General features: G+C 35.5%; 21 protein-coding genes and 3 pseudogenes. 15 read left to right on the top strand and 9 right to left on the bottom strand.

Translation table 11 applies throughout. The features are described 5' to 3' along the window. Positions 1 to 114: 114 nt before the first annotated feature. The 13 genes and pseudogenes from ablB (at position 115) to FAR12_RS23450 (ending at position 11,489) form a co-directional block, all read left to right on the top strand. Positions 115 to 951, top strand: a complete 837-nt coding sequence (gene ablB, locus FAR12_RS12425; protein WP_126408981.1) for a putative beta-lysine N-acetyltransferase — start codon at positions 115 to 117, stop codon at positions 949 to 951. Between the two features lie 65 nt (positions 952 to 1,016). Continuing rightward, complete coding sequence (locus FAR12_RS12420) at positions 1,017 to 2,426, top strand: sigma-54 interaction domain-containing protein (protein WP_126408980.1); 1,410 nt, start codon at positions 1,017 to 1,019, stop codon at positions 2,424 to 2,426. Positions 2,427 to 2,825: 399 nt separating this feature from the next. Continuing rightward, positions 2,826 to 4,241, top strand: coding sequence for a lysine 2,3-aminomutase (kamA, locus tag FAR12_RS12415; RefSeq protein WP_126408979.1), 1,416 nt, complete (start codon positions 2,826 to 2,828; stop codon positions 4,239 to 4,241). A 2-nt stretch (positions 4,242 to 4,243) separates the two neighbouring features. Beyond that, the gene (locus tag FAR12_RS12410; RefSeq protein ID WP_126408978.1) at positions 4,244 to 4,525 is read left to right on the top strand and encodes a YokU family protein; all 282 of its coding nucleotides are present in this window, start codon (positions 4,244 to 4,246) and stop codon (positions 4,523 to 4,525) included. Positions 4,526 to 4,928: 403 nt separating this feature from the next. Then, positions 4,929 to 5,693 carry a DUF4230 domain-containing protein gene (locus FAR12_RS12400; RefSeq protein ID WP_246010381.1) on the top strand — a complete coding sequence of 255 codons (765 nt, stop codon included), beginning with the start codon at positions 4,929 to 4,931 and terminating at the stop codon, positions 5,691 to 5,693. Between the two features lie 157 nt (positions 5,694 to 5,850). Next, positions 5,851 to 6,075: a YozE family protein gene (locus FAR12_RS12395; RefSeq protein WP_126408977.1), complete on the top strand. Its 225-nt coding sequence runs from the start codon at positions 5,851 to 5,853 to the stop codon at positions 6,073 to 6,075. Between the two features lie 105 nt (positions 6,076 to 6,180). Further along, positions 6,181 to 6,330 (top strand): 50S ribosomal protein L33, encoded by a 150-nt coding sequence (gene rpmG, locus FAR12_RS12390; RefSeq protein WP_126408976.1) that lies wholly within the window; start codon positions 6,181 to 6,183, stop codon positions 6,328 to 6,330. 70 nt (positions 6,331 to 6,400) lie between these two features. Then, positions 6,401 to 7,600, top strand: a complete 1,200-nt coding sequence (locus FAR12_RS12385; protein WP_126408975.1) for a GTP-binding protein — start codon at positions 6,401 to 6,403, stop codon at positions 7,598 to 7,600. Between the two features lie 219 nt (positions 7,601 to 7,819). After that, positions 7,820 to 7,915 (top strand): annotated as a pseudogene (locus FAR12_RS24235) (hypothetical protein); the annotation flags it as partial. 53 nt (positions 7,916 to 7,968) lie between these two features. Further along, complete coding sequence (locus FAR12_RS12380; RefSeq protein ID WP_126408974.1) at positions 7,969 to 9,444, top strand: recombinase family protein; 1,476 nt, start codon at positions 7,969 to 7,971, stop codon at positions 9,442 to 9,444. Positions 9,445 to 9,579: 135 nt separating this feature from the next. Then, complete coding sequence (locus FAR12_RS12375; RefSeq protein ID WP_126408973.1) at positions 9,580 to 10,821, top strand: IS91 family transposase; 1,242 nt, start codon at positions 9,580 to 9,582, stop codon at positions 10,819 to 10,821. After that, positions 10,796 to 11,038 carry a hypothetical protein gene (locus FAR12_RS12370; RefSeq protein ID WP_126408972.1) on the top strand — a complete coding sequence of 81 codons (243 nt, stop codon included), beginning with the start codon at positions 10,796 to 10,798 and terminating at the stop codon, positions 11,036 to 11,038. The genes FAR12_RS12375 and FAR12_RS12370 overlap by 26 nt, the downstream gene beginning before the upstream one ends. 175 nt (positions 11,039 to 11,213) lie before the next feature. Beyond that, the gene (locus FAR12_RS23450) at positions 11,214 to 11,489 is read left to right on the top strand and encodes a hypothetical protein (protein WP_170972190.1); all 276 of its coding nucleotides are present in this window, start codon (positions 11,214 to 11,216) and stop codon (positions 11,487 to 11,489) included. A 716-nt stretch (positions 11,490 to 12,205) separates the two neighbouring features. On the opposite strand, the gene FAR12_RS12365 is transcribed toward FAR12_RS23450, so the two are convergent. Beyond that, a complete protein-coding gene (locus tag FAR12_RS12365; protein ID WP_126408971.1) occupies positions 12,206 to 12,664 on the bottom strand; it encodes a hypothetical protein in 459 nt (152 codons plus the stop codon). Positions 12,665 to 13,358: 694 nt separating this feature from the next. Next, positions 13,359 to 14,593: pseudogene (locus FAR12_RS12360) on the bottom strand (IS110 family RNA-guided transposase). Between the two features lie 358 nt (positions 14,594 to 14,951). Here FAR12_RS12360 and FAR12_RS12355 point away from each other — a divergent pair. Further along, positions 14,952 to 15,989: a serine hydrolase domain-containing protein gene (locus tag FAR12_RS12355; protein ID WP_126408970.1), complete on the top strand. Its 1,038-nt coding sequence runs from the start codon at positions 14,952 to 14,954 to the stop codon at positions 15,987 to 15,989. A 192-nt stretch (positions 15,990 to 16,181) separates the two neighbouring features. On the opposite strand, the pseudogene FAR12_RS12350 reads toward FAR12_RS12355, so the two are convergent. Beyond that, positions 16,182 to 16,313: pseudogene (locus FAR12_RS12350) on the bottom strand (IS110 family transposase); the annotation flags it as partial. Positions 16,314 to 16,563: 250 nt separating this feature from the next. On the opposite strand from FAR12_RS12350, the gene FAR12_RS12345 reads away from it, so the two are divergent. Beyond that, the gene (locus tag FAR12_RS12345; protein WP_185819431.1) at positions 16,564 to 16,896 is read left to right on the top strand and encodes an HNH endonuclease signature motif containing protein; all 333 of its coding nucleotides are present in this window, start codon (positions 16,564 to 16,566) and stop codon (positions 16,894 to 16,896) included. A gap of 212 nt (positions 16,897 to 17,108) precedes the next feature. On the opposite strand, the gene FAR12_RS12340 is transcribed toward FAR12_RS12345, so the two are convergent. The 6 genes from FAR12_RS12340 to FAR12_RS23445 all read right to left on the bottom strand — a co-directional run bounded on the left by FAR12_RS12340 (position 17,109) and on the right by FAR12_RS23445 (position 22,588). After that, the gene (locus tag FAR12_RS12340) at positions 17,109 to 17,792 is read right to left on the bottom strand and encodes a DUF421 domain-containing protein (RefSeq protein WP_126408969.1); all 684 of its coding nucleotides are present in this window, start codon (positions 17,790 to 17,792) and stop codon (positions 17,109 to 17,111) included. 23 nt (positions 17,793 to 17,815) lie between these two features. Then, on the bottom strand, positions 17,816 to 18,394 hold the full coding sequence (locus tag FAR12_RS12335; RefSeq protein WP_126408968.1) for a CBO0543 family protein: 579 nt from the start codon (positions 18,392 to 18,394) through the stop codon (positions 17,816 to 17,818). 171 nt (positions 18,395 to 18,565) lie between these two features. Then, positions 18,566 to 20,083, bottom strand: coding sequence for a phospholipase D-like domain-containing protein (locus tag FAR12_RS12330; protein ID WP_126408967.1), 1,518 nt, complete (start codon positions 20,081 to 20,083; stop codon positions 18,566 to 18,568). A 299-nt stretch (positions 20,084 to 20,382) separates the two neighbouring features. Next, positions 20,383 to 21,762 (bottom strand): S8 family peptidase, encoded by a 1,380-nt coding sequence (locus FAR12_RS12325; RefSeq protein WP_170972189.1) that lies wholly within the window; start codon positions 21,760 to 21,762, stop codon positions 20,383 to 20,385. 114 nt (positions 21,763 to 21,876) lie between these two features. Next, positions 21,877 to 22,113: a hypothetical protein gene (locus FAR12_RS12320; RefSeq protein WP_246010380.1), complete on the bottom strand. Its 237-nt coding sequence runs from the start codon at positions 22,111 to 22,113 to the stop codon at positions 21,877 to 21,879. Positions 22,114 to 22,282: 169 nt separating this feature from the next. Next, positions 22,283 to 22,588, bottom strand: coding sequence for a hypothetical protein (locus FAR12_RS23445; RefSeq protein WP_170972188.1), 306 nt, complete (start codon positions 22,586 to 22,588; stop codon positions 22,283 to 22,285). Between the last annotated feature and the right edge of the window lie 17 nt (positions 22,589 to 22,605).

The raw sequence follows: 22,605 nt of genomic DNA, 5'->3' as shown, positions 1-22,605 counted from the left end.
GACCGAGCACTACTCTAATTAATTGTCGATTGGAATTTCTTTTCAAACCGCGGGAACTTCCTTTAGAATTAAAGAGAATGACTATAATGATACATAAACGGGGAGGAGTTAAAAATGAAATCATTCATTGATGAAAAAAATTATTTTATAGAAATGTACAAGGACCCGTTTAATAAAAGAATTCGCATAGATGATCTACGAGGGAATTTACATGAGGCAATCAATAAGGTAGAGGAGCTTGCTGTTGCCTCACAAGTGGAAAAGCTCATTATCAAGGGAAGAAGAGAGCAATATGCAACTTTGCTTGAAAAAGGATACCAATGTGAAGCGATGATCGACCACTATTTCTTAGGCTCAGACGGGTATTTCTTTTGTAAGTATTTCCAAACTGAACGGAGAAATAGCAAATATATTTTAAAAGAAAACGAGATTGTCAAAACTGTTCAAGCCCTTCCACAAAACAACGAGACGATTTCTCCACCTAAAGAGTACAAGTTAATGCTAGTCTCAGAGGAAGAAGCGATGTTGCTTGCTCATTTATATAAACAGGTATTCGAAATATATCCAACCCCTTTGCATGATCCGGAGTATATAAAAAAGACTATGGAAGATGGCACGATATATTATGCTTTTGCATGCGGAGATGAGATCGTGAGTGCAGCATCCGCTGAGATAAATTTTGCCTATAAAAATGCTGAGCTAACAGACTGCGCCACGCTTCCAGAGCATAGGAAATTTGGATTGATGAAAATTCTATTAGAGAAGCTCGAGAAACAATTAAAAATAAAGGGAATCTTTTGTTCCTACTCGATTGCTCGTAGTCTTTCATTTGGAATGAACGCAGCATTGCATCAGCTAGGCTATCGCTATCGAGGTAGATTAATCAACAATTGCTATATCTTTGATAAGATTGAAGATATGAATGTTTGGGTGAAGAATTTAGCTGAATAATACAAAGTGCCGAATTCTCGCAGATGAGTGCCGATTTTTCGGCACAATGGTTGGAGGTGATAGGCTTGACGAAAGAAATTGCTATCTCGAACGAAGTCTTGAAAGCAATTTTATCAAGAATAGATGAAGGTATACATGTCGTTGATACGGAAGGAATAACGATCTTTTACAATGAGGTTGCTGCGAGACATGATGGTATGAATATTCGGGATGTGATTGGAAAACCATTACTCCATGCATTTCCTTCTTTAAACAAAAGCACGAGTACACTCCTATTAGTAATGGAAACTGAAAAAGCCATATATAATCAGGCTCAGAGCTACACAAACGCTTATGGCAAAAAGATTGAGACGATGAATACGACTCTCCCGATCTTTGTAGAGGACAAGTTAGTTGGGGCCATGGAAATTGCCAAAGACTACAGTTCGATGAAAAGATTATCAGAGCAACTAGTTGACCTACAAAAAAAGCTTCTATCCAAAAAGAAATCCTCAAACACCAAAAGTACAGTTACCTACACCTTAAATGACCTACTCACGAAGAATCCATATTTTATTCAAATAAAAAAAGAAGCTGAAAAATTAGCACTCTCTCGCTCTCCTATTCTTGTTTTTGGGGAAAGTGGAACAGGGAAGGAACTCTTTGTACAAGGGATTCACCACGCATCCACTCGACGAGCTGAGCCATTTATTGCTCAAAATTGTGCTGCTATTCCAGAAAATCTCCTTGAAAGCATTCTATTTGGTACATCGAAGGGAAGCTATACGGGGGCAGTTGATAGACCGGGACTATTTGAACTCGCAGATGGTGGAACACTTTTCTTGGATGAGCTTCATGCGATGCCGATTGATCTTCAGGCGAAGCTTTTAAGAGTATTAGAGGACGGAATCGTTCGGAGAGTGGGAGCTACAAAGGATATTCAGGTGGATGTTAGAGTGATTACGGCTATGAACGTTCATCCTAAGAAAGCATTAGAGAACAAACAAATTCGGGCAGACTTATTTTATCGTTTAAATGTACTCACGTTTGAATTGGTTCCATTACGTGAACGAAAGGAAGATATTACTTTCTTAACTGAGCATTTTATTATGCGGTTTAATGAACCAGATAAAAACGAGGTAGAAATAACTGAAGAGGTACAGGAACTCTTTTTCCACTATTCATGGCCAGGAAATGTAAGAGAATTGAAGCATACGATCGAGTACATGATGAATGTTTATGATGGGACGAAACTTACGATAGAGGATTTGCCGATGATGTTAAAGGAATATGTCAATAAACAGAAAAGTCCGAGTAAGGAAGCTCGTAAGTCTATATCTTTTCGCGACAAGGTAGAACAGCTTGAAATGAAATTGATTGAAGAAGCTCTCACTTCTACGGGTGGAAATATTCAACAAGCAGCTCAGGTGCTACAAATTCCCCGGCAAACGTTACAATACAAATTGCAAAAATATAAAATCTTGGATGCCGAATAATCGGCATTTTTTTTATAAATTCCTCAGCTAAAGGTGGCTGTTGAATTTATAACATTGAAAAATAGGCGGAAAATTTCCGGCTAAAACAAGAAGTTCAACTATTTCTCTATGAATAAGAGGAATTTTTCCGGTTAAGCTATACATTTTTCATAATTTTAATACTCATTAGGTCATTAAGTGGAAAATCTCCGCCTATTCCACCTAATAAGCATTATTTTTTCGAAATAGACGGAATTTCTCCGGTTAAGTGGCTACACCTGTCGAAAATCAAAAAATCAACAACCATCAATAACAGACCCTATAGAATAAAAGGCAAGAACCCGTTCTTTCCTTCTCCCATCTACATTGGCACGATTATTGCATAAATTACTACAAATGAGAGTGTAGGGGGATTTGTAGATGAAACAAACCTTATATAAACCGAAGCGCCATTGGAAGGACATTGAGTTATGGAAGGATGTAACGGAGGAGCAATGGAATGATTGGCTCTGGCAGTTAACAAATACAATTCGTACATTAGAGGATTTGAAAAAAGTGATCAATTTAACACCTGATGAAGAAGAAGGAGTGCGCATATCTACTAAAACGATTCCCTTAAACATTACGCCATATTATGCTTCTTTGATGAATCCAGATGATCCGCGTTGCCCTGTTCGGATGCAGTCTGTACCAATTTCGAAGGAGATTCACAAAACAAAGTATGATTTAGAAGACCCGCTACATGAGGACGAAGACTCTCCAGTACCAGGACTTACACATCGCTATCCAGATAGGGTCCTTTTTCTCGTCACAAATCAATGCTCCATGTACTGCCGTTATTGTACAAGGAGAAGATTTTCCGGGCAGATTGGGATGGGTGTTCCAAAAAAACAGCTTGATGAAGCGATAGGATATATTCGAAACACACCTGAAGTCAGAGATGTTCTTATTTCAGGCGGGGATGGCCTATTAATTAACGACACTATTTTAGAATATATATTGAAAAATTTACGAGAAATTGACCATGTGGAGATTATCCGCATTGGAACGCGTGCACCGGTTGTTTTTCCACAACGAATAACGGAGAATCTCTGCAATATTTTGAAAAAATATCATCCGATTTGGCTCAATACACATTTTAATACTTCGATTGAGATTACAGAGGATTCGAAAAGAGCTTGCGAGATGCTTGCAAACAGTGGTGTACCCGTTGGGAATCAGTCTGTTATCCTTGCAGGCATTAATGACAGTGTACCAATCATGAAAAAGCTTATGCATGATTTAGTGAAGATTCGTGTTCGCCCATATTATATTTACCAATGTGACCTTTCAGAGGGAATTGGACATTTCCGCGCTCCAGTTTCGAAGGGCCTTGAAATTATTGAAGGTCTTAGAGGACACACTTCAGGCTACGCGGTGCCAACTTTCGTTTGTGATGCACCTGGTGGTGGCGGGAAGATTGCGTTACAGCCGAACTATTTAATTTCTCAAAGTGCTGATAAAGTCGTGTTAAGAAACTTTGAAGGGGTCATTACCACTTATCCGGAGCCAGAAAATTATATTCCTGGAACGGCAGAGGGCTACTTCCAAGAGGTTTATCCAGATATGGAGGAGAAGCGGTCTAACATTGGTATTTCCGCTTTAATGAACGATACGAAGTTTAATTTAGTTCCAGAAGGGATCGAACGCTTGAATCGCCGTGATCAGTATAATAGTGATCCGAATCATCATTCTCTAAAGGACAAACGAGATAAACGGGATTTACTAAAGGAGAAAAAGTTCAAAGCCCAACAGGAAAAATATGAAAAGTCTTCTTCAGAAACGAAGGAGGCGTAAGGATGAGTAAAAACTGCGCATGGTGTAATAGTGGTGAAATTCGTATAGAAGAGCAATCAGTCTATTGGGAGTTGCCAGATGGTACAAAGGCGATAGAAATATCCGGGGCTCCAACTGTAGTTTGCTTAGAATGTGGGATGGTTTATCAAGAAGACTCCATCGTGAAAGAAATTGAGGACCAACTCTTTCTAATTAATACAAAAGAATTAGAAAAAGTCATTTCTTATCGTGAATTGATGGAAAAACCGAGACTTCTAAAAAGGAATTACTTTGATTTTTCTTAGCATGGTTAAGTTATGTATGTATGTATGTATGTATGTATGTATGGCAATCAAAACAAGTACTAGAGAAGGTTTATTCAAGATTTTAGTTTAAGGAAATTGAGGATCAGTTGTTTATAGTGGATACCAAAAAGAGTGGTATCTGGATAAGTTTTGAGGAGTTATAGGAATTACCTAGATTTTTGAAGAAGAATGTTTATAATTTTTTTCATACGTTGCACTTACAAACGGCACTCAGTGATGGGTGCTATTTTTAATTTTTTTGGGAGGAATTTCATAGAATTTTGTCGAATATTTGCAGTAACAAAAATTTACATAACAACGTTTAATTGAACAGATTACAGCATATTATTTATGACAAATTTTGAAAATAAGCAATGTAATGGTAAAAATGGGGGGCGAAAAAATGGTTTCAAATAGAGAAATTATAGATGAAAAAGACGAAAAAATTGCACAGCTAGAAAGACTATTAATAGAATTAAAGGAAGGACAACAGCAAAGTGCTGCAACTATTGCAGTGGATCATAACTCAAGAACTTTTTCTCCACCGAAAGGAATTTTTAAGTTATTCTTAAAAACTAGTAGATTGAAGATTATTTTACCAGTCTTTGCTATTTTAATCATTGCTTCAGTAGTGATTTGGCTATTTGTGGGGAATACCTTCAAACAAAAGTCTGTCACGTTTGTTGAACACGTTCAAGAGCTAGCCACATTGGCAACAGCTGAAGCTCATATTAAGGCGGTTATAAAAGAAGAGGATAATAAGATCTTCGGGAAAGACATCTCTAAAAATTTACCAGGAACAAAGCGGGAACTACTATTAATTGTGCCTGGGACGGTTATTGCTGGTGTAGATTTGAAAGGAATTACTTCTGAGGACATGGTTATAAATGAAGACACAAAAGAAATAGATATTACCCTTCCCCATGCAAAGTTCATCCAGGAACCATCCTTACAGATGGAAAAAATAATAACCTATGAAAACGGTGGGATTTTCCGTACTGATACTAAAATGAATGAGGGGTTTGAGAAGACCGCTGAGGCACAAGACCAAATTCGTCAAGATGCCATTTCTGTTGGTTTATTAGAAACTGCAGAGAACAATGCAGAAAAAGTCTTAAAGGAATTTTTCAAGAATATTGATTATACAATAAATGTCACGTTTAACTAATGAGAAAAAAATATAAGTTGATGGAAAAACCGAGACTTCTAAAAAGGAATTACTTTGATTTTTGATCGTGTTAATTGGTGGGTCTTGCTAGTAGACGTGTAGATGGTAGATAAGTTATAGTAGTAGTCAAAATATGAGCAAAGGGAGAAATGTTTGAATGCTCAAATCCTTCTACCATTTTCTAATGAAATATAGACATCCAAAACCACAAAATTCCATCAACCATTTCGCTAATGCTGCCTATGAAGATCATAGCTTCCCAAAGAATAGTGAAGATTATGATGAACTGAGTAATTACTTAGAATTAAATGGACAATATTTACCGAGCATGGTTGTGTTTGATGAAGCATGGGAAATTTATATCGTGACAGAACGAAAATGACGCCTTTTGGCGTTTTTTTGTTTTCGTTCCTTGACAAATATATTAATTAAGGATAAATTATAAATCGTAATCATTTCGATTTATAATTTTGAGGAGGTGATGTTAATGCGTGTAAAGGTGACTCTACAATGCACTGAAACAGGTGATCGGAATTATATCACTACAAAGAATAAACGCAATAATCCGGAAAGGCTTGAGCTAAGGAAATACTCTCCTCGGCTAAAACGGTATACGATACATCGCGAGACAAAATAATATTAGCTTCTATTTTTTTATCGAATAAATCGTAATGATTTTGATTTATGAACGAAAAGGAGATTTAAATATGACGGACAAACGAATTCCAGTAACAGTATTAAGTGGTTATTTAGGGGCAGGTAAAACAACATTGCTGAATCATATCCTTCAAAATCGCGAAGGGTTAAGAGTGGCAGTTATTGTTAATGACATGAGCGAAATTAATGTGGATGCTGAGTTAGTGAAACAAGGAGGAGGCTTAAATCGAACTGAGGAAAAGCTTGTAGAACTCTCAAATGGGTGTATTTGTTGCACATTGAGAGAAGACCTATTGAAAGAAGTAGAACGACTTGTGGAGTTAGGGAATATCGATTACATAGTCATCGAATCTACAGGGATTAGTGAACCAGTGCCTGTTGCTCAAACTTTTTCCTATATTGATGAAGAGCTAGGAATTGATCTTACGAAGCATTGTAGATTGGACACAATGGTGACAGTTGTAGATGCAAATAGATTTTGGCATGACTTAGCCTCAGGAGATCTTCTTCTGGAAAGGAACCAGGCTGCAGGAGAAGGAGATGAGCGAACAGTTGCTGATTTATTAATCGACCAGATTGAGTTTTGTGATGTGTTAATTCTCAATAAATGTGATTTGTTGAAGGAAGAGGAATTAAAACAGCTTGAGGTTTTGTTAAGAAAACTTCAACCAGCGGCTAAATTTTACCGTTCAACAAAGGGGAAAATTGAACCTTCAGCAGTTCTTAATACTGGCTTGTTTGATTTCGAAACAGCAAGTGAATCGGCTGGCTGGCTCCAAGAATTAGAAGCTCCTGAGCATACACCAGAAACGGAAGAGTATGGGATCAGTTCCTTTGTATATAGAAGTCAAATCCCTTTTCACTCTGAAAGATTTAATCGTTGGGTAGATGAAATGCCTGAAGATGTTGTTCGAGCAAAAGGAATTGTATGGTGTGCAACAAGGAATGATCTAGCTTTATTATTTTCCCAGGCGGGTCCATCAGTACAATTAGAGCCAGTTTCCTATTGGGTAGCCGCTTTGCCAGCAGCTCAACAAGCTCAGTATTTAGAAGAAGAACCTACTTTAAAAGAGGATTGGGATGAAACATTCGGTGATCGTAAGAGCGAAATCGTCCTAATCGGAATTGAGATGGATAAGGAACTTGTAAAATCATCTTTGGACCGCTGTTTGCTAACTGAGGAAGAGATGCTGCAAAATTGGAAGGACATGCGTGATCCTTTCAATTGGAACATTACTTCCGCAGTATAATAGAATTTTTAGAGCCTACATGACTTATGTAGGCTCTGTTTTTTTGTATTTCATGTGATTTAAAAGAAAGTTACATACTGGAGATTCAAATATGCAAGATTCTTAACAGTAGCAAGATGTGTTGCCAAAGAATGGGAGCTACATATAACGTACGGATTTTCTTAATCGAGCATATAATATCGTATAAATTTCACGACTCATCATTAGGAGCTGGAGGCTATGAAAGAAAGGAAAAAACCCAAATTTAAAATAGGTGATACAGTCGTGATCACAATTTATGGTACGGTTGGAAAGGTAACAGATTTTAACTTTCTATTATTATTGGTCATGTGTTATGATTTTATTATGACACATTAGGGGGATAAGAAATGGCATTGGCTGCGATTTATTTACGATTATCAAGGAATGAGGAACAATTAGATATTGAGGAAATTTTAACACATCATCGAAATGCTCTTGTCAAACTTGCAAAGCAACATAACTTGACTTATGACGTTTATCAAGAAATTTCTAGTGGTATCAATACTCAAAGAGCTCAATTAACTCAATTGCTAAATAAATTAGATGAATACGATTATCTTTTGGTTATGGATATTGATCGGATTTCCCGTGACAATGCCTATGCAGAACAAATTAAAACCATGCTAATAGCAAATGACATAAAAATTTTGACACCCCAAGGGGCAATTGATCTTACTCAGGAAAGTAATGAGATGTTATATTCGTTCCAGGCAATGTTGGCAAATTTTGAGTATAAGCAAATCAAAAAACGTCTAAGTCGAGGTCGATTAGCTGCTGCAGAACAAGGTAGATGGACAAACAGTAATAAGGCACCCTTGGGATATGAAAAGGACAAAAATCAAAGATTGGTCATTGTTGAAGAAGAAGCAAAAATAATTAGGTACATATTCCAAAAGACATTAGAAAGAGTTAGTGCGAATGAAATAGCCAAACAATTAGATACGCTAGGTTGGAGAAGTAGAATTGGAAAAGTCTTAACTTCCTCCCATATATCATCATTAAGAAGAAATGTTGTTTACTATGGTGTAGTTCAAGCATGTAGAAGGGTAAACGGTAGAGTTGTTGATGAGGTTTTCGTTGAAAATGCACACGAACCGATCATTGAAAAGCAACAATGGTTAGAGGTGCAAAAAATACTTGAAGAAAACACAGCAGGAAAATTTTTCAACAAAAAGAAAGCAACACGAAAACTACAAAACCTAATTTATTGTAATTGCTGTGAAAGAAAAAGATATATCCAAATAGATGGAAACGAAACGGATTATATCAAATCTTGTAGTTATAAAATAAGCAATAATACTTGCAGAGATAGGGGGCATAAATATCTTCCGGTGGAAGATTATGTGATTAATAAGGTCAAAGAAAAGAAGGTAGACTTAGAAAAGGCAATTCAGAAATTAAAATCTCTTGATACTTCGGATGAAGAAAATAAATTAAAAAATCAAGTCGATTCCTTAGGAAAGCAATTAGAAAAATTTGAAAAGAGACAAAAAAATTTAACAATAATGAGAGCAGACGGCGAAATTAGTAAGAGTGATTTTCTTGTAATGAGTGAGGAGAATGAGAGACAAATTAAACAGGTAAAGCAACAGCTGGAATTAGTGGATATTCAAATAAAAAACTTAAAAAACACTGAAAAAGAACAAAGAAGGTTAGAAAAAATTATTGATGTAATAGATAGGATAGAGATGCTTGACCCAGAGGAGTGTAATGCTTTCCTAAAAACGTTCATTAAAAAAATTTGGTTTTCAACAAATGCGATTGCAAATCATAATACTAAAACAGAGGTTCCTGAAGTAACAATTGAAATTGAGTGGCTATAAACAGCATGTTATGTACTTTTAAGTCTAGGTTAAATATTTACCTAGGCTTTTTCATTTGTTTAGGAAATTATAAATCCTCTCGACTTGTGGATAACCGTTCGATAAAATGTTCGTATAATAGCTAGGAGTATTGGTATGAGTAAACAAAGTAGTGGAGTTATTAAACGTATTCTGAAGGACCATTTTGATGGGTTTTGGAAATTGAACGAAAAAAGGTTTCCTGCTGCCTACCGAAAGGATATAAAAGAAACGGTTGAAAAAGCTATTCAATGTGGAACCCGTGATTTAGGGTATTCTCGATATGAGTGCTTAGGTTGTGAAGGGAGTCCTAGGCCTGTTTTTGTTTGCTTTACTTGTAAAAGTCGTTTCTGTCATAAGTGTGGCAAAAAATATACAGATGATTGGTCAGACAAACAACAGGATATGATTTTTGATGTTCCGCACCGACACATGGTGTTTACCATACCGAAAGAACTAAGAAATGTATTTTTTGAAGATCGAAAAAAGCTAAATGAACTTAGTAATCAAGTCGCAGAGGTATTTCAGTATCATTACCAAAAGAGAAGTAAAAAGCGTAATTTGAAGGTTGGGGTAATCACAGTTATTCATACCTTCGGTAGGGACTTGAAATTCAATCCTCATATTCATGCTTTAGTTACAGAAGGTGCCCTAGATAACAGGAATGAATGGGTTTCTAGTGGATTTATTCCTTATGAATTTTTGAGGAAATCCTGGCAAAAGGTCGTGTTAGATCTACTAAAGAAATGGTTTCCAGATAACCAGAGAGTCATCAATCTCATTAATGAATTGTACCAGAGATACCCGAAAGGGTTTTATGTGAATGCGGAAAAAAGGATGAAAGATGCCAAAGGTGCGGCAAAGTACATTGGGAGATATCTGGCAAGACCCGCAATAGCTGAGTATCGAATTGAGAAGTATGATGGGAAAGCCGTGAGTTTCTGGTATGAAGATCATCAAACAGGGAAACGAGTAGATGAAACCCTTCCGGTTTATAAATTTCTTTATAAATTAATACAACACATTAATCCCAAGCATTTTCGAATGGTTGGTCGCTTTGGTTTATACAGTAGACGAACATATGAAAAGGCAAAGAATGTTCTTAGTTTATATGCATTTATGAGAACTAAACAACTTTCATTACTCTTAGAGAATAAGAAGAAAAAGAAGACATATCGGGAAAGAATGATTGAAGCCTTTGATAAAGACCCGCTCCTGTGTCCTCATTGCCATCGTAAGATGGAATTAGTGGAAATATGGCATGCAGATTACGGATTTTTGTATCATTATATGGAAGATATGGACTCTATTAAAACAATGAGGAGGATAAATCTTGAGCAAGAACAAAGAGCAGGATGAGCTGTTAAAATGGCTCGATGAAGAAGATCCATTTGGACTAAATGAAGAAATGGAATTCATAATTTTTAAATGTATCGATTGTGGTAAAGAAGATGAAGTTCCAGATTATGTGGTGGAAGAGTTTCATTTTGATTTAGAAGAAGATGAAGAAGTGGAAGTGGTCTGCCCTTTTTGTAATGGAACAATGAGACAGGCGAGGAAAGACCCAAGTGAATAATCAACACTTGGGTCGTAATTGAGTCGCGTTAGCGATTTTGTTCTTAGAAAAAAATGCTACTCATAGGAACGTATGTTTGTTATGGTGTTAATGAGGTGATTTCATGCCATATCACATTATGTTGACAAAAAAGGTTTTTGATATAAAAGGTCAATCACAAATATAAGTCCAGGTGATGGATACAGCCGCTCCACAAATAATCTACTTTACACTGGATGAGCTAACAGAAGAACTAAAGGAATACATAAGGGTATTCTGCCTCAAATTAAGGCAGGTAGGTGGAGTTATGGATGGTAAGAATGAGAGTAATAAAAGGATTCAGACATTTACTGAATCCTTTTTTCATTGTTATTTTCTTTTAAGTGAAGAAACTACCATTAGATCAGTAATTGGTTTATCCGTTACAATAAATGATCTTTGGTATAGAGGATATTTTTCTACTATTTCTTGATAAGTTCCTGTATCTATTATAAATTCACGTTTGTATATAAAACATTTTACATGCAGTATCTGCGTAAACATGGTGTCAGTGTAGACTTTATCATTTCTCTTAAAAGGTTTCCTACATGCCATACATGAGGTTGAACTTTTTCCCTTCCCATAAAACACCCCCTTCCTGTCTTAAACATACACATTGTAAGGTAAGAATACTTGGAAAATCGGAAAAATTCATTTATCTTCACATGTCGATCCAAAAATTGTGAAGGATTGCACTTAAACAAACGGAGCCGGTTAGTGAAACAAGAGGGAGAAAAATCTACATGTCTTTTTACGTCGTATTTGAACCAAAATTCGAAATAAAGAGGAGCATTATAACCTCTTCTTCACCTAGCGACAAGATTTATAGATCTTCTGACCAGATGAAAAAAATAAAAACGTCCACCCCTAAACGTAAGGATGGACAGCACATCAAATATTTACCAAGCGACACTAGGAACGTGGCATGGATTTATTCTGTACATTAATTACAAAATAATACAATGGTTTACGTAAGATGATATGGAACCCATATTATGTATTGAACCAACAGGCGACCAAAAAAACTTTTATTTAAAGGGAAAAGTCGAGAGCATCAATCCCTCAACCACTAATAAGTATAGTGCTTCAAAGTAACGAATGTAATGGTAAAAACATCCAATAAATATTTATATTAATGTTGGACAGTTTTTAGTTTCTATACTTTGAACGAGTTATAAATAATTGGAATCCGTAGATAACAAGAGCAAAACTAATGGCTGTATAAAAAATGTGTTTCGACTTGAAATTAACTAATTTGTATACTCTTAATTTCTGCATTAACCAATTAATTGGGTATGCCAAAAATAAATCCATAAGTGCATTAACCATGATGTACAGCCAAAATTTCCCGAAAGTAAATCGGAAAATCCAAATGGTCCCAATAAAGAACGGTCCTAAAATCAAACTCAAGTCATTAAAAACCTTATTCAAATTTCCGCCTTTGACGGTCCACCATTTAAAAGGAACAGATAACATACTTTCAATTACAACAAGTAATGCTGCGAAGCTTGCAACAGGAGTATATTTTTTAAACTCATTTTTTGGAATAAAGAAAGTAGTTAACCAAGGAATTAAAAAAAGACCAGTTCTAATTGACGCTACTAACATTTTCATACTCAGATGTTTTTCTTTATCATGCTTATTATAGGAAGAAAAATACACTTTTAAAAAAAATGTCGCAATTCGAGGAAAGTATAACATGACAAAAATTGCACAAAAGGAACACCCAAAAGAAGGGGAGTCAGTTTGGGTGTTCTTACGACAAAATTGACTCTAGAATTCGGAGGAAATTCCGAGGCAGCGTCAATCCTATTATGAACAATTTTTAACCACGTAATCCGTAAGGTAGTCAATATTTAGTAAACTTTATCTCTGCCACAATCTTACTAAATTAAGTGGAACAATTTCTTTACCATTTATTTGTTTATGGATTATTGGATATTTGAAAGGATCATGAATTAGATCGTCTTCATTAAGATTAAGATAACGAGCTCGCACATCAACACCAAGAATACTTTTAATTTTATTACTATAAGTCAATTTTAATCATCTCCTAAATATTAACTTTAAATTATTATTTTTCTTGGGATTAAAAAAAATGCACTAAATATTTATTCATAATCAAGTACGTAGTTCGAGGATATTGTGAAGCAATGTACTTAAGCTAAACCAGCTAATAGTTTGTCAATATTTTTCAATAAAAACTTAAAATATCTCGTGCTATACTAAAAATGTGCATGCCAAATAACCTTCCGTTATTCTAATTTTGGAAGGTTTTGTGTTATTTAGTTTATTTTTGGTTCTAAGCTATATCTTGGAAAGTGGTTCTGTTCTTTAAAAGGGCAAATATCCAATGTAAGAGTTTATTTACACATGCAATTACAGCTACTTTAAAAGGTTTTCCTTCTCCACGTTTCTTGTCGTAAAACTCTCGCATTTTCTTGTTGCGAGGGATGATTTCGTCCGTTGTTTTCTTTTTACGGCAATCACGAATCGCACAACGAACAGCCATATATAAGGCGTGACGAAGCCTACTTGACCCTCGTTTTGTGATTCGATTCTTTGTGGCTGTAAACTTACCAGATTCGAATACACTTGGATCAACTCCAGCGAAAGCTACCAGCTTTTTAGGATCAGTAAATCGATCTATCTCTCCAATTTCTGAAATAATCGTTGCAGCGATTTTTTCTCCGATACCAGGGATAGATTTGATAATATTATATTCTTCAATTTCTTTAGCGAGGCATCTATCTCTGATTCCAACTTTGATAGGTGCTCTTTGTATTGAAGAATCATATTAATATACATACCAAGGCTTAAAATATGACTCTGGTAGATTGTCTTTTCAAAAGGGTTACGAGTTGCCGCAGCCTTAAGTTTAATCGCACTTTCTTTTGCCCACCTGATTGATCGACTTTTACATAATTCATGTATCTTATCTGTAATTGTTTCTTCACTTGCTTTAATAATATCCTCGGAAGAGGGGAACTCTGAAAGCGTTAAGAGTGATACCACCGAATATAAATCTCCAAAAACCCCCTTATATTCTGGAAACACTTGTTCAAGAACAGCTTGAAATTGAAGCTTCGTTTGGATAGTGACTCCAGTAATATTTTCATGCTGTCTTGTAAGATTCCGAAGGTTTAATAATTGGACACCACGCTTTTTATAAGGCTCTAACTCCTCTTTGTAGAACAACTCACAAAGAAGATAGGCATCTACGGCATCTGTCTTTACTTTTCTTAAACTTGAACCTCTTGCCTTGTATGAAATCAACGGATTGATAATAATCAATAAATATCCTCGTTCTTCCAAGTAATGAACTACAGGAGTTTGATAATGCCCTGTAGCTTCTAGAATGATTGAAGGCTTCTTACCAGACTCTTTTTTCACATCCTCCAGAAACGTTACAAGATAACTAAGCCCTTCAATAGTATGAGATACTTTAAAACTCTTACGATAAGGTTTCCCTTTATCTAAAAATGCTTGAACCTGACTTTCTCCTTTTGAAATATCCAGACCAACGACTGGATTCATTCTAAATCCTCCTCCTAAACTAGTATTTGCCAGTACCCCTAATTCCTCCATGCAGTGTCACAGCTTCGCTTGTTATACGAGATCAAAGTCCCAACCAGCCTCAATCATGTTTCTACAAGTAGGGGGCGAACGGTTTAGCTGACGGGGTCGAAGCCCCACGGGGCAGTTACGTTCTACCCTGGCTACTGATATAATAAGACCATAAAAAATAAGGTCAACCAGAAATATTTAGCATTCTGGCTAACCTTATAATACGAAGAAGCAGTTTTGTTCAATAGGAAATCTTGTTTCCAAATAAATACATCAGAACGTACATTCGTGTTATAATTTCATTATAAAGTTATCTAGGAGGAGAATAATGAAATTAAATAACATCAAAATTGAAGAACGAATGGAACATTATAATGTAAACGGTTTAAGTATTGCATTGTTCGAAGAAGGTAAAATCAGCGGAACAGAAAACTATCGTTTACTTGAAGTTAATAGTGATAGAAAAGTAAATGATGATTCTATTTTTAGTGCTTGTTCAATTAGTAAATTCTTAACTGGAATGTTAGCAATAAAGTTACTAGAAGAAGGGCATCTTAATTTAGATGAAATTGTAAATGAAAGACTTGTTACTTGGAAAGTGCCTGAAAATGAATATACAAAAAATAAAAAAGTTACTTTAAGAAACTTGCTTAGTCATCAATCTGGAATCAAGGACCCTGAAGGTAGTTTTTTAGAACTAAATTCAGATATAGGTTTTCCTTCGATGGTTGAATTGTTAGAGGGAAAATCCCATTATTGTAAGGTTCCTATTGAAGTTCAATTCGAGCCAGAGAGTGAATTCCATTATTCAGATGCAGGCTATTGTATTATTCAGCAACTAATAGAAGATGTAACTAAAAAGCAGTTTTATCAAGTGGTAAATGAGTTCATATTTGAACTACTAGGAATGAAAAATAGCCAATTAAATACAACAATGTCGGAATTGGATAGAGATAACTTTTCTTGCGGTCATAACAAAAACGGGGAATTAGTAGATGGTAAACATCCTATATATCCTTATCCAGCAGCTTCTGGACTATGGACAACTTCTTTGGATTTAGCTGAATTAGTTCTTGAGTTAATGAATGCAGTAAAAGGAGAAAGTAAGCTGGGTATTTCGGAAAGTTTAGCAAAAGAAATGATAACCCCGCAAAGAGGTGAAAGCTGGACAGGATTAGGTGTGTTTCTTGAAGGCTCCGAAAAAGAACTAGAAATTACATCACTCGGTTGGGGAGTAGGTTTTCAATGTATGATGGTGGCACATCCACACTTGGAAAAAGGTGCCGTTATTATGACGAATGCAGAATTAGGCGTTCATCAATTGGAAGGGATTATTGGAGAGATATATAAATCTCTTCTATCTTAAAAAGCGTTAGTTTTATAAAAATGACCGTGTTAAGGAATTAAATATCTTATTGAACTAAACCAGCTAATAGTTTGTCAACATTTTTCAATAAAAAGTTTATTAGACTCATGATATACTAAAAAAGTTCATGCCAAATAACCTTCCGATGTACTCTAATTGGAAGGTTTTGTTGTATTTAGTTATTTTTAGGTCCTAAGCTATATCTTGGAAAGTTGTTCTGCTTTTTAGTAAGGCATAAATCCAATGTAAGAGCTTATTTACACAAGCAATAATAGCTACTCTAAAGGGTTTTCCTTCTTCATGTTTCTTATCGTAAAACTCTCGCCGTTGGGCATAGATAGGGACAAACACCATTTCCCTTATCTTATAAAACCTTGGTTCATAGCCCTTGTAGCGTTTTTGTAATGTACTAGTCTTATCGGACATACATGCTGTTTATCCCTTTTTCTCGGAAAACCTCCCCATCAAAACGAATCTTTGTTTTTCTCAAGGCATCTATAATTACACTGCCAACGGCAGAGCAAAGATACACAAAACCCAGAAGGCGATTAACAAAAATGTATTAAGTTATCTCATGAAAAACTTTATTCCAAACCGCACGATTGAATATAACGATAATCGCGTTAGTCGGTTCATTGCCCAATATGGTAAATGTGCTGTTTCAGGAATTGAACTTGGCTTTAATGATTGGCACAGTCATCATAAAAATCCCTATCACCTTTCAAAAGATGATAGTTATTCAAATTTGATAGTGTTACATGAAGGTGTTCACCGACTCGTACACATGAAAGATATTGATAAAATCCAGTCTTTACTTAATGCTTTACAATTAAACAATAAGCAAAAAGAAAAGCTCAATGAACTCCGCAAACAGTGCAATAATAAAACAATCCGACTTGGAGAATAACTTCGCTTCATTAATATACATAGAAATTGAATGAATTGGATTAGTTGGAACGCCGTTGGTGAAAGTTTCATGTACTTTGTTAACAGGGGGAAAAGGCGGCGATAACTTCAAACCCTAACCTATCTGTATCAATAAGGAATAACAATGAAGAGCCAGAATTATGCAAGTTTATATTCACCAAGAAAATTGATATGCTCTTATCCTAACAAATTTTATTTAGGACTTACATGTATGCCTTCACTCTCTCGCCAATCTGCGTAAAGTATACGCTTTACATTATTATATCCATTGGTCGTTAATTGGTTATCTAACCACTGTTGATCAAATCCGAGTCCATGTAAATTATCCCATAAAATTTCCCCATCTATAATTAGCGATGTTGGGAGGTCTACTGGACTTTCTGGAAGATTGAAATCCTGCTTTTCGGGTTTTTGATACTTCGATTGTAATAATACACTTATTTGCCCATTAGCTTCCAATATACCGTATTTGACTTCGCGAACTGAAAAGACATTATTTTGACGGAGTATACTCAATACTTGATTTACATCCAATTTGTTCTTTGTAAGTAACTTTCTGTCCATAACACCATCTCGAATGATGATGTTAGGATTGCCTAATAAGAGAGAACGTGTCGATTTATTTTTTAGAGTCATAAACTCTATTCCCAACATAAGAAACGTCCACAATCCGATGGCATATAAAAAATGAAAAATCCCTACCTTATCTTCATAAATGGTATTTCCTAAAAAATCTCCAAGTACTAACACAAAAACTAAGTGAAACGGGGTTAACTGATAGATGGATGTTCTGCCTGTTATGGTAATGATAAAAAATAAAGTGGCAAAACCAACGATGACTTTGATCGTCAGTAAACCAATATTAACTTCTTCCAAAGTTTTTTCCTCCAATTTAAATTTTACTTAGTTGTAAGATCTTGAGGTCTAGATAAAGAGGCTAGTTTTAGTATTAAAGCTCGAGTTACAATTCCAACAATGATGTAATATATGAATGAATAGCTGTATCTCCACTCTAAATAATTAACAAGTTTGACCCACTCGCAAAAGGGTTCACCTATAAAGGCATATGTTAGTGCCATAATGATCTGGGCTAAAATAAAAGATTTCCATGTTCTAAAATATTGATATAACAACATATAAGCTACAGGTACCATTGAAAAATCAAAAGGAAAGGCCCGAGGAATAATAGGTAGGAATGCAATGGGGTAATCCCAAAAACTATAGTGTGCACCAACTACATCTAATAAGGTTGTTGTCAAGATAATGATGGTACCAAATAACAAAATTTCTAAAATAATGTCTCTTTTAACAAGTTTAGCCCATATAACCCAAGGCACAATTAAAAAAACGACTAGAATCCACCATTCCCAAGTTAAAAACTCATTTTTTAGCCAACCATTTAATTCTAAATGATAAAGCTTATCTTCTAATAAACGTATTTCCTTAAGATTTTCAAATATATTATTTATTGATATCACCCCTATATTTAAATTAAAAGGTAACAGATATTTTTGAATTCAAACTCTTTGGGCTGTCTTTTTAGTATTACCGATTTTTTGTAATGCATTTCCATCGTAAAAAGAAAAAAACCAATGTTGAAAGTTCTTCTAACACGGGTTTTTGACTTTTCAAAAACAGGATACATCTACTTATAATAATGGAGAAAGCAGGCGAGAACCCTGTTCAACAATGCGCTCGGTCAGGGATCGTTGCAACAAGTCTTCCATTCTTAATGGTACAGAATCAGTAAGATCCCTCTCGAACTGCTCTGTGAGTTCCCTTGCCACATCAGCACTGTACACGACTTGACACACTTCATAATTCAGGCGAAAACTTCTCATATCATAGTTTGCTGCGCCTACTTCTGCAATTTCCTCATCAATGATCATCAGTTTCGCATGTAACATTCCTTTATTGTACTGGTAGATTTGGACCCCAGCTTCTATAAGTTCCCCGTAATAGGTACGACTTGCAAATCCAACGATTTTTTGATCAATATGGCGAGGAACTAGTAATCTTACGCGTACACCACGAGCCACAGCTGTCTTTAATGCCATAATGATATCTGTTTCTGGTATAAAGTAGGGCGTTGTGATATCAATGGTTTTGGTTGCTTGTGTAATTAATATAAAGTAAGCTTGACGAATAACTGGTGTAGGAATTCCAGGATTTCCTTCCAACGTGTGAATGTATGCTTTTTGAAATTCTCCTGTCTTTGTTGGGGTATTGTCTGTTTTACCTTCTATAGTCCATAACTCAAATCCGAATTCAGCAGACCACCTTGAAAAATCTATGCTGCCGGTTGGATTGATTTCCTTTGAATTATATTTTGGGATTTTAGTGGGCTTTTTCGTTGCATCAGAATTTGTTTTTGACTTTATCTGTTCTTGTACAGCAATATTCCAATGAACGTCGAAGATAGTCTGCAAGTCGTCTGTTGCTTCCCCTTTAATTTGCAAATGAGTGTCCCTCCAAAATCCTACGTCTGGCTTTAATCCTGTATATTCATACCCAATGTTCATACCGCCAGTAAAGGATTCCTTGCTGTCAATCGTGACAATCTTACAATGATCGCGATAATTCCAATTGGATAAAATCCAGGGAAAGCGTAAAGGAAATATTGTCCGACATTCTATCCCTGCTTCCACCATCTGAAGAATTTTTTGACGCGGAAATTTTTTACTCCCCCAACCATCTCTAATAAAACGAACCCGCACTCCATTTACTGCTTTTTCAATCAGCAGTTCTGTGATGGTATTACCAATTTGGTCGTCCCGATAGATGAAGTATTCTAAGTCAATAGTTTTTTTGGCATTTTGCAGGGATTCGATAAGTTGTTCATATTTTGCTATTCCATTGTTAAGTACTTGGACTTTGCCGACTCGAAGCCCGTCTACAGTAAAATACTTTAAAGCATTGGCGATTATCGATGCTGAATCACTAAATGTATCAGGTAACTGATTAGCCTCATTATGAGAAGAGGTCAATCTTTTACGTTGAATAAACTTGGGATTTGATATGCTAAGATATAGTAAGAAACCAATGACAGGCAAAACAAGGACGATTACTATCCAATTCAAAGCTTTGGCTGGCCGACGAACATCCCAAGTTGCTATGAATAACATAAAGAACGCATTTAACAGGTATAGATAAAAAATCCACTCCAACTAAAATTCCCCCTTAGTTTTTCTCTTAACATGTACAAACTATGTAGCGAGTATACGTTGGGAATACAAAGAATTGTTAAGATACCTTTTCTTATGAAACACCTCAAAATATTTTGGAATTAGTTTATTTTGTAAAGCTCCAAGGATAAGAAAGCGGGGGTACAGGTCTAAACCAAGAGAAAAACCGCCCCTTTCTTCCATGATTTTGGAAGAAAGGGGCGGCAGATTTTCAGTTGGATTATTCATTTCCTCAGAGTTAGGACTACTTGGGGACACTATGTAGCGGTCTCAAAAAGGGATTATTGCCTTTTGCTTTGGGCTGCTTCCAATCCATTCTTTACATTAATTAAGCCACTACCGAATTCGTTATCAGCTCCAGGGATTCCTAAATCATAAGTAGAATTCTTAATAATGTCTATTACTTCTTGGTTCGTTAAATTAGGGTTTACTGAAAGCAAAAGACCTGCTAGTCCTGCTACATGTGGTGAAGCCATAGAAGTGCCTGAAAGGGCAGCATACTGCTGGTTAAAATAGGTGCTCGGAATTTGAACTCCGGGAGCTGCAACATCAATATAATCTCCATAATTTGAGAAAGGGGCACGTTGTCCGGTGTTACTTACGGCGGCGACACTGAGAACATTAGGAAAAGCAGCTGGGTAGCTCGGTTGCATAGTATTTTCATTTCCTGCTGCAGCAATCAAAACAACATTTTTACTGTATGCATAATCGATGGCCTCTTTTAAAAGGGAAGAATGCTGATAATTGCCTAAACTCATATTAATGACATCGGCTCCATGATCCGCTGCCCAATAAATCCCTTTTGCTATATCAAAGGTTGTCCCATGCCCTTCGGCACCCATTGCTTTTATAGGCATTATTTTGTTATACCAGGTAACACCCGCAAGACCTTCATGGTTGTTAGTTTCCGATGCAATGATTCCTGATACATGGGTGCCATGCCCGTTGTCATCATCAGGGAAATTATTATTCAACAGTACATTATAACCATTTGTTAATCGTCTTCTTAAATCAGGATGGTCCAGATCAACGCCAGTGTCTATAACAGCAATAATGATATGTTCATCCCCTTTGGTGATATCCCAGCCTGCTTCTGCTTGAATGGCCGATAAGTTCCATTGATATTGTTCTCTATACAGCAAATCATTAGGAAGTTCAATTTGATTTTGCAGATAAAGATAATTGGGTTCAGCAAATTCAACCATAGCCTGTCTGTTAAAATATTCAATAAGTTCCTTGGTCGAAAGCGTATTAGAACGAAAAACAATCGTAGAATTTAGATTTTTAAAGATAGTGCCATTGATCTCCTGTGCCATTCTTTCTAATTCCTTTGTTGATGGATGAGTCTTGAATGTAACGTTTACTTCTTTCTTAATATAATGACTCTCCGTTTTTTCATTGTGTTTAATTAGAAAAACGGAAGGATCATTTCTTAATTGATTCTTAATGGTTTGACCCATGGAAAGACTGTTTATTTGAAGAAGATTTTTTTCGTTTTCAACATTTTGGACACTAGTTATAGGGGGATTGTTTTTGACAGCAACTGTTTTATTTTCGTGATTCTCTTTGTTTCTTGTATTTTGTACTAAGAATAATAACCCTATAGATAAAAGAATAAGTACGGAAACCGTAACCAATAAGGACCTTGATATTTTTGTCATGAGACACCTCTATATAATTTTATGATTAGAAAATGCTTCGATAATCAAATTTCTAATGCGTCCTTGAATCTTAATACATAAAGAACACCGTTTGAGAACAAACGGTGTATAAACTTATTCATCTTTATTATCTGCGTCATTTACATCTTTAGGATCTTCAATTGGTTCTTCTGTATCAGTGTTGTCATTATTTTCATCAATAGTATCTGGATCTGTTGCGTCTTCAGGATCTTCAATTGGTTCCTCTGTCCCAGGAGTTACATCCTCAGGTGGTGGATTATTATCGTCATCTCCATTATTACACCCTAATAACAAGAACATTGAAAGAAAAACTGTTGATAAAAGTTTCATCCACTTATGATTCATCTTTACCGCCCTTTCGATTGTTGTAATTTCTAAATTATTTTTTACGTTTATTCTTTTTTTATTCAGATAGTCTAAAAAAGAAATTTGATGAAATACAGTAATAAAATTAAAAATGAGGCAATTATGTATGATAATATTACAAAGTTTCCCTATTTTATCCGATTCTATTTTTTGCTTTTTGAATAACCTCTACTACAAACTGATCTTTATTTTCTAATTCACCAAGTGTAAGTTCTCCATTAGCTAATTTTTCAGAGAGCACATTAATATCTTCCTGGACGGAAACAGGGATTTGATTTTCAGTCAACATTTTCTGAAGCTCATTTGCAATTTTAGTTTCTTGATTCATTTTTAACACAACCTTTATTTTAGTATTTATATGGCAGGATTTGAGCAATTTAATACTTTGAACACGTTTGTAGGAAGGTTCTAAAGAAGAGAAAGGTTGGTTAACATCCAACCAACCTTTTGTCTTGC

Origin of the sequence: Bacillus yapensis (assembly GCF_005280205.1) — a bacterium.
Lineage (GTDB): Bacteria > Bacillota > Bacilli > Bacillales > Cytobacillaceae > Robertmurraya > Robertmurraya yapensis.
The sequence above is the reverse complement of the archived record's forward strand: the minus strand, read 5'-3'. Positions and strand labels throughout refer to the sequence as shown.

What these genes read in the sequence shown, in the direction of transcription:
- ablB (WP_126408981.1), top strand. Translation starts at nt 115, where the DNA reads ATGAAATCATTCATTGATGAAAAAAATTATTTTATAGAAATGTACAAG.
- kamA (WP_126408979.1), top strand. Translation starts at nt 2,826, where the DNA reads ATGAAACAAACCTTATATAAACCGAAGCGCCATTGGAAGGACATTGAG.
- FAR12_RS12410 (WP_126408978.1), top strand. Translation starts at nt 4,244, where the DNA reads ATGAGTAAAAACTGCGCATGGTGTAATAGTGGTGAAATTCGTATAGAA.
- FAR12_RS12400 (WP_246010381.1), top strand. Translation starts at nt 4,929, where the DNA reads ATGGTTTCAAATAGAGAAATTATAGATGAAAAAGACGAAAAAATTGCA.
- FAR12_RS12395 (WP_126408977.1), top strand. Translation starts at nt 5,851, where the DNA reads ATGCTCAAATCCTTCTACCATTTTCTAATGAAATATAGACATCCAAAA.
- rpmG (WP_126408976.1), top strand. Translation starts at nt 6,181, where the DNA reads ATGCGTGTAAAGGTGACTCTACAATGCACTGAAACAGGTGATCGGAAT.
- FAR12_RS12385 (WP_126408975.1), top strand. Translation starts at nt 6,401, where the DNA reads ATGACGGACAAACGAATTCCAGTAACAGTATTAAGTGGTTATTTAGGG.
- FAR12_RS12380 (WP_126408974.1), top strand. Translation starts at nt 7,969, where the DNA reads ATGGCATTGGCTGCGATTTATTTACGATTATCAAGGAATGAGGAACAA.
- FAR12_RS12375 (WP_126408973.1), top strand. Translation starts at nt 9,580, where the DNA reads ATGAGTAAACAAAGTAGTGGAGTTATTAAACGTATTCTGAAGGACCAT.
- FAR12_RS23450 (WP_170972190.1), top strand. Translation starts at nt 11,214, where the DNA reads ATGGATACAGCCGCTCCACAAATAATCTACTTTACACTGGATGAGCTA.
- FAR12_RS12365 (WP_126408971.1), bottom strand. Translation starts at nt 12,664, where the DNA reads ATGTTAGTAGCGTCAATTAGAACTGGTCTTTTTTTAATTCCTTGGTTA.
- FAR12_RS12355 (WP_126408970.1), top strand. Translation starts at nt 14,952, where the DNA reads ATGAAATTAAATAACATCAAAATTGAAGAACGAATGGAACATTATAAT.
- FAR12_RS12345 (WP_185819431.1), top strand. Translation starts at nt 16,564, where the DNA reads ATGAAAAACTTTATTCCAAACCGCACGATTGAATATAACGATAATCGC.
- FAR12_RS12325 (WP_170972189.1), bottom strand. Translation starts at nt 21,762, where the DNA reads ATGACAAAAATATCAAGGTCCTTATTGGTTACGGTTTCCGTACTTATT.
- FAR12_RS12320 (WP_246010380.1), bottom strand. Translation starts at nt 22,113, where the DNA reads ATGAAACTTTTATCAACAGTTTTTCTTTCAATGTTCTTGTTATTAGGG.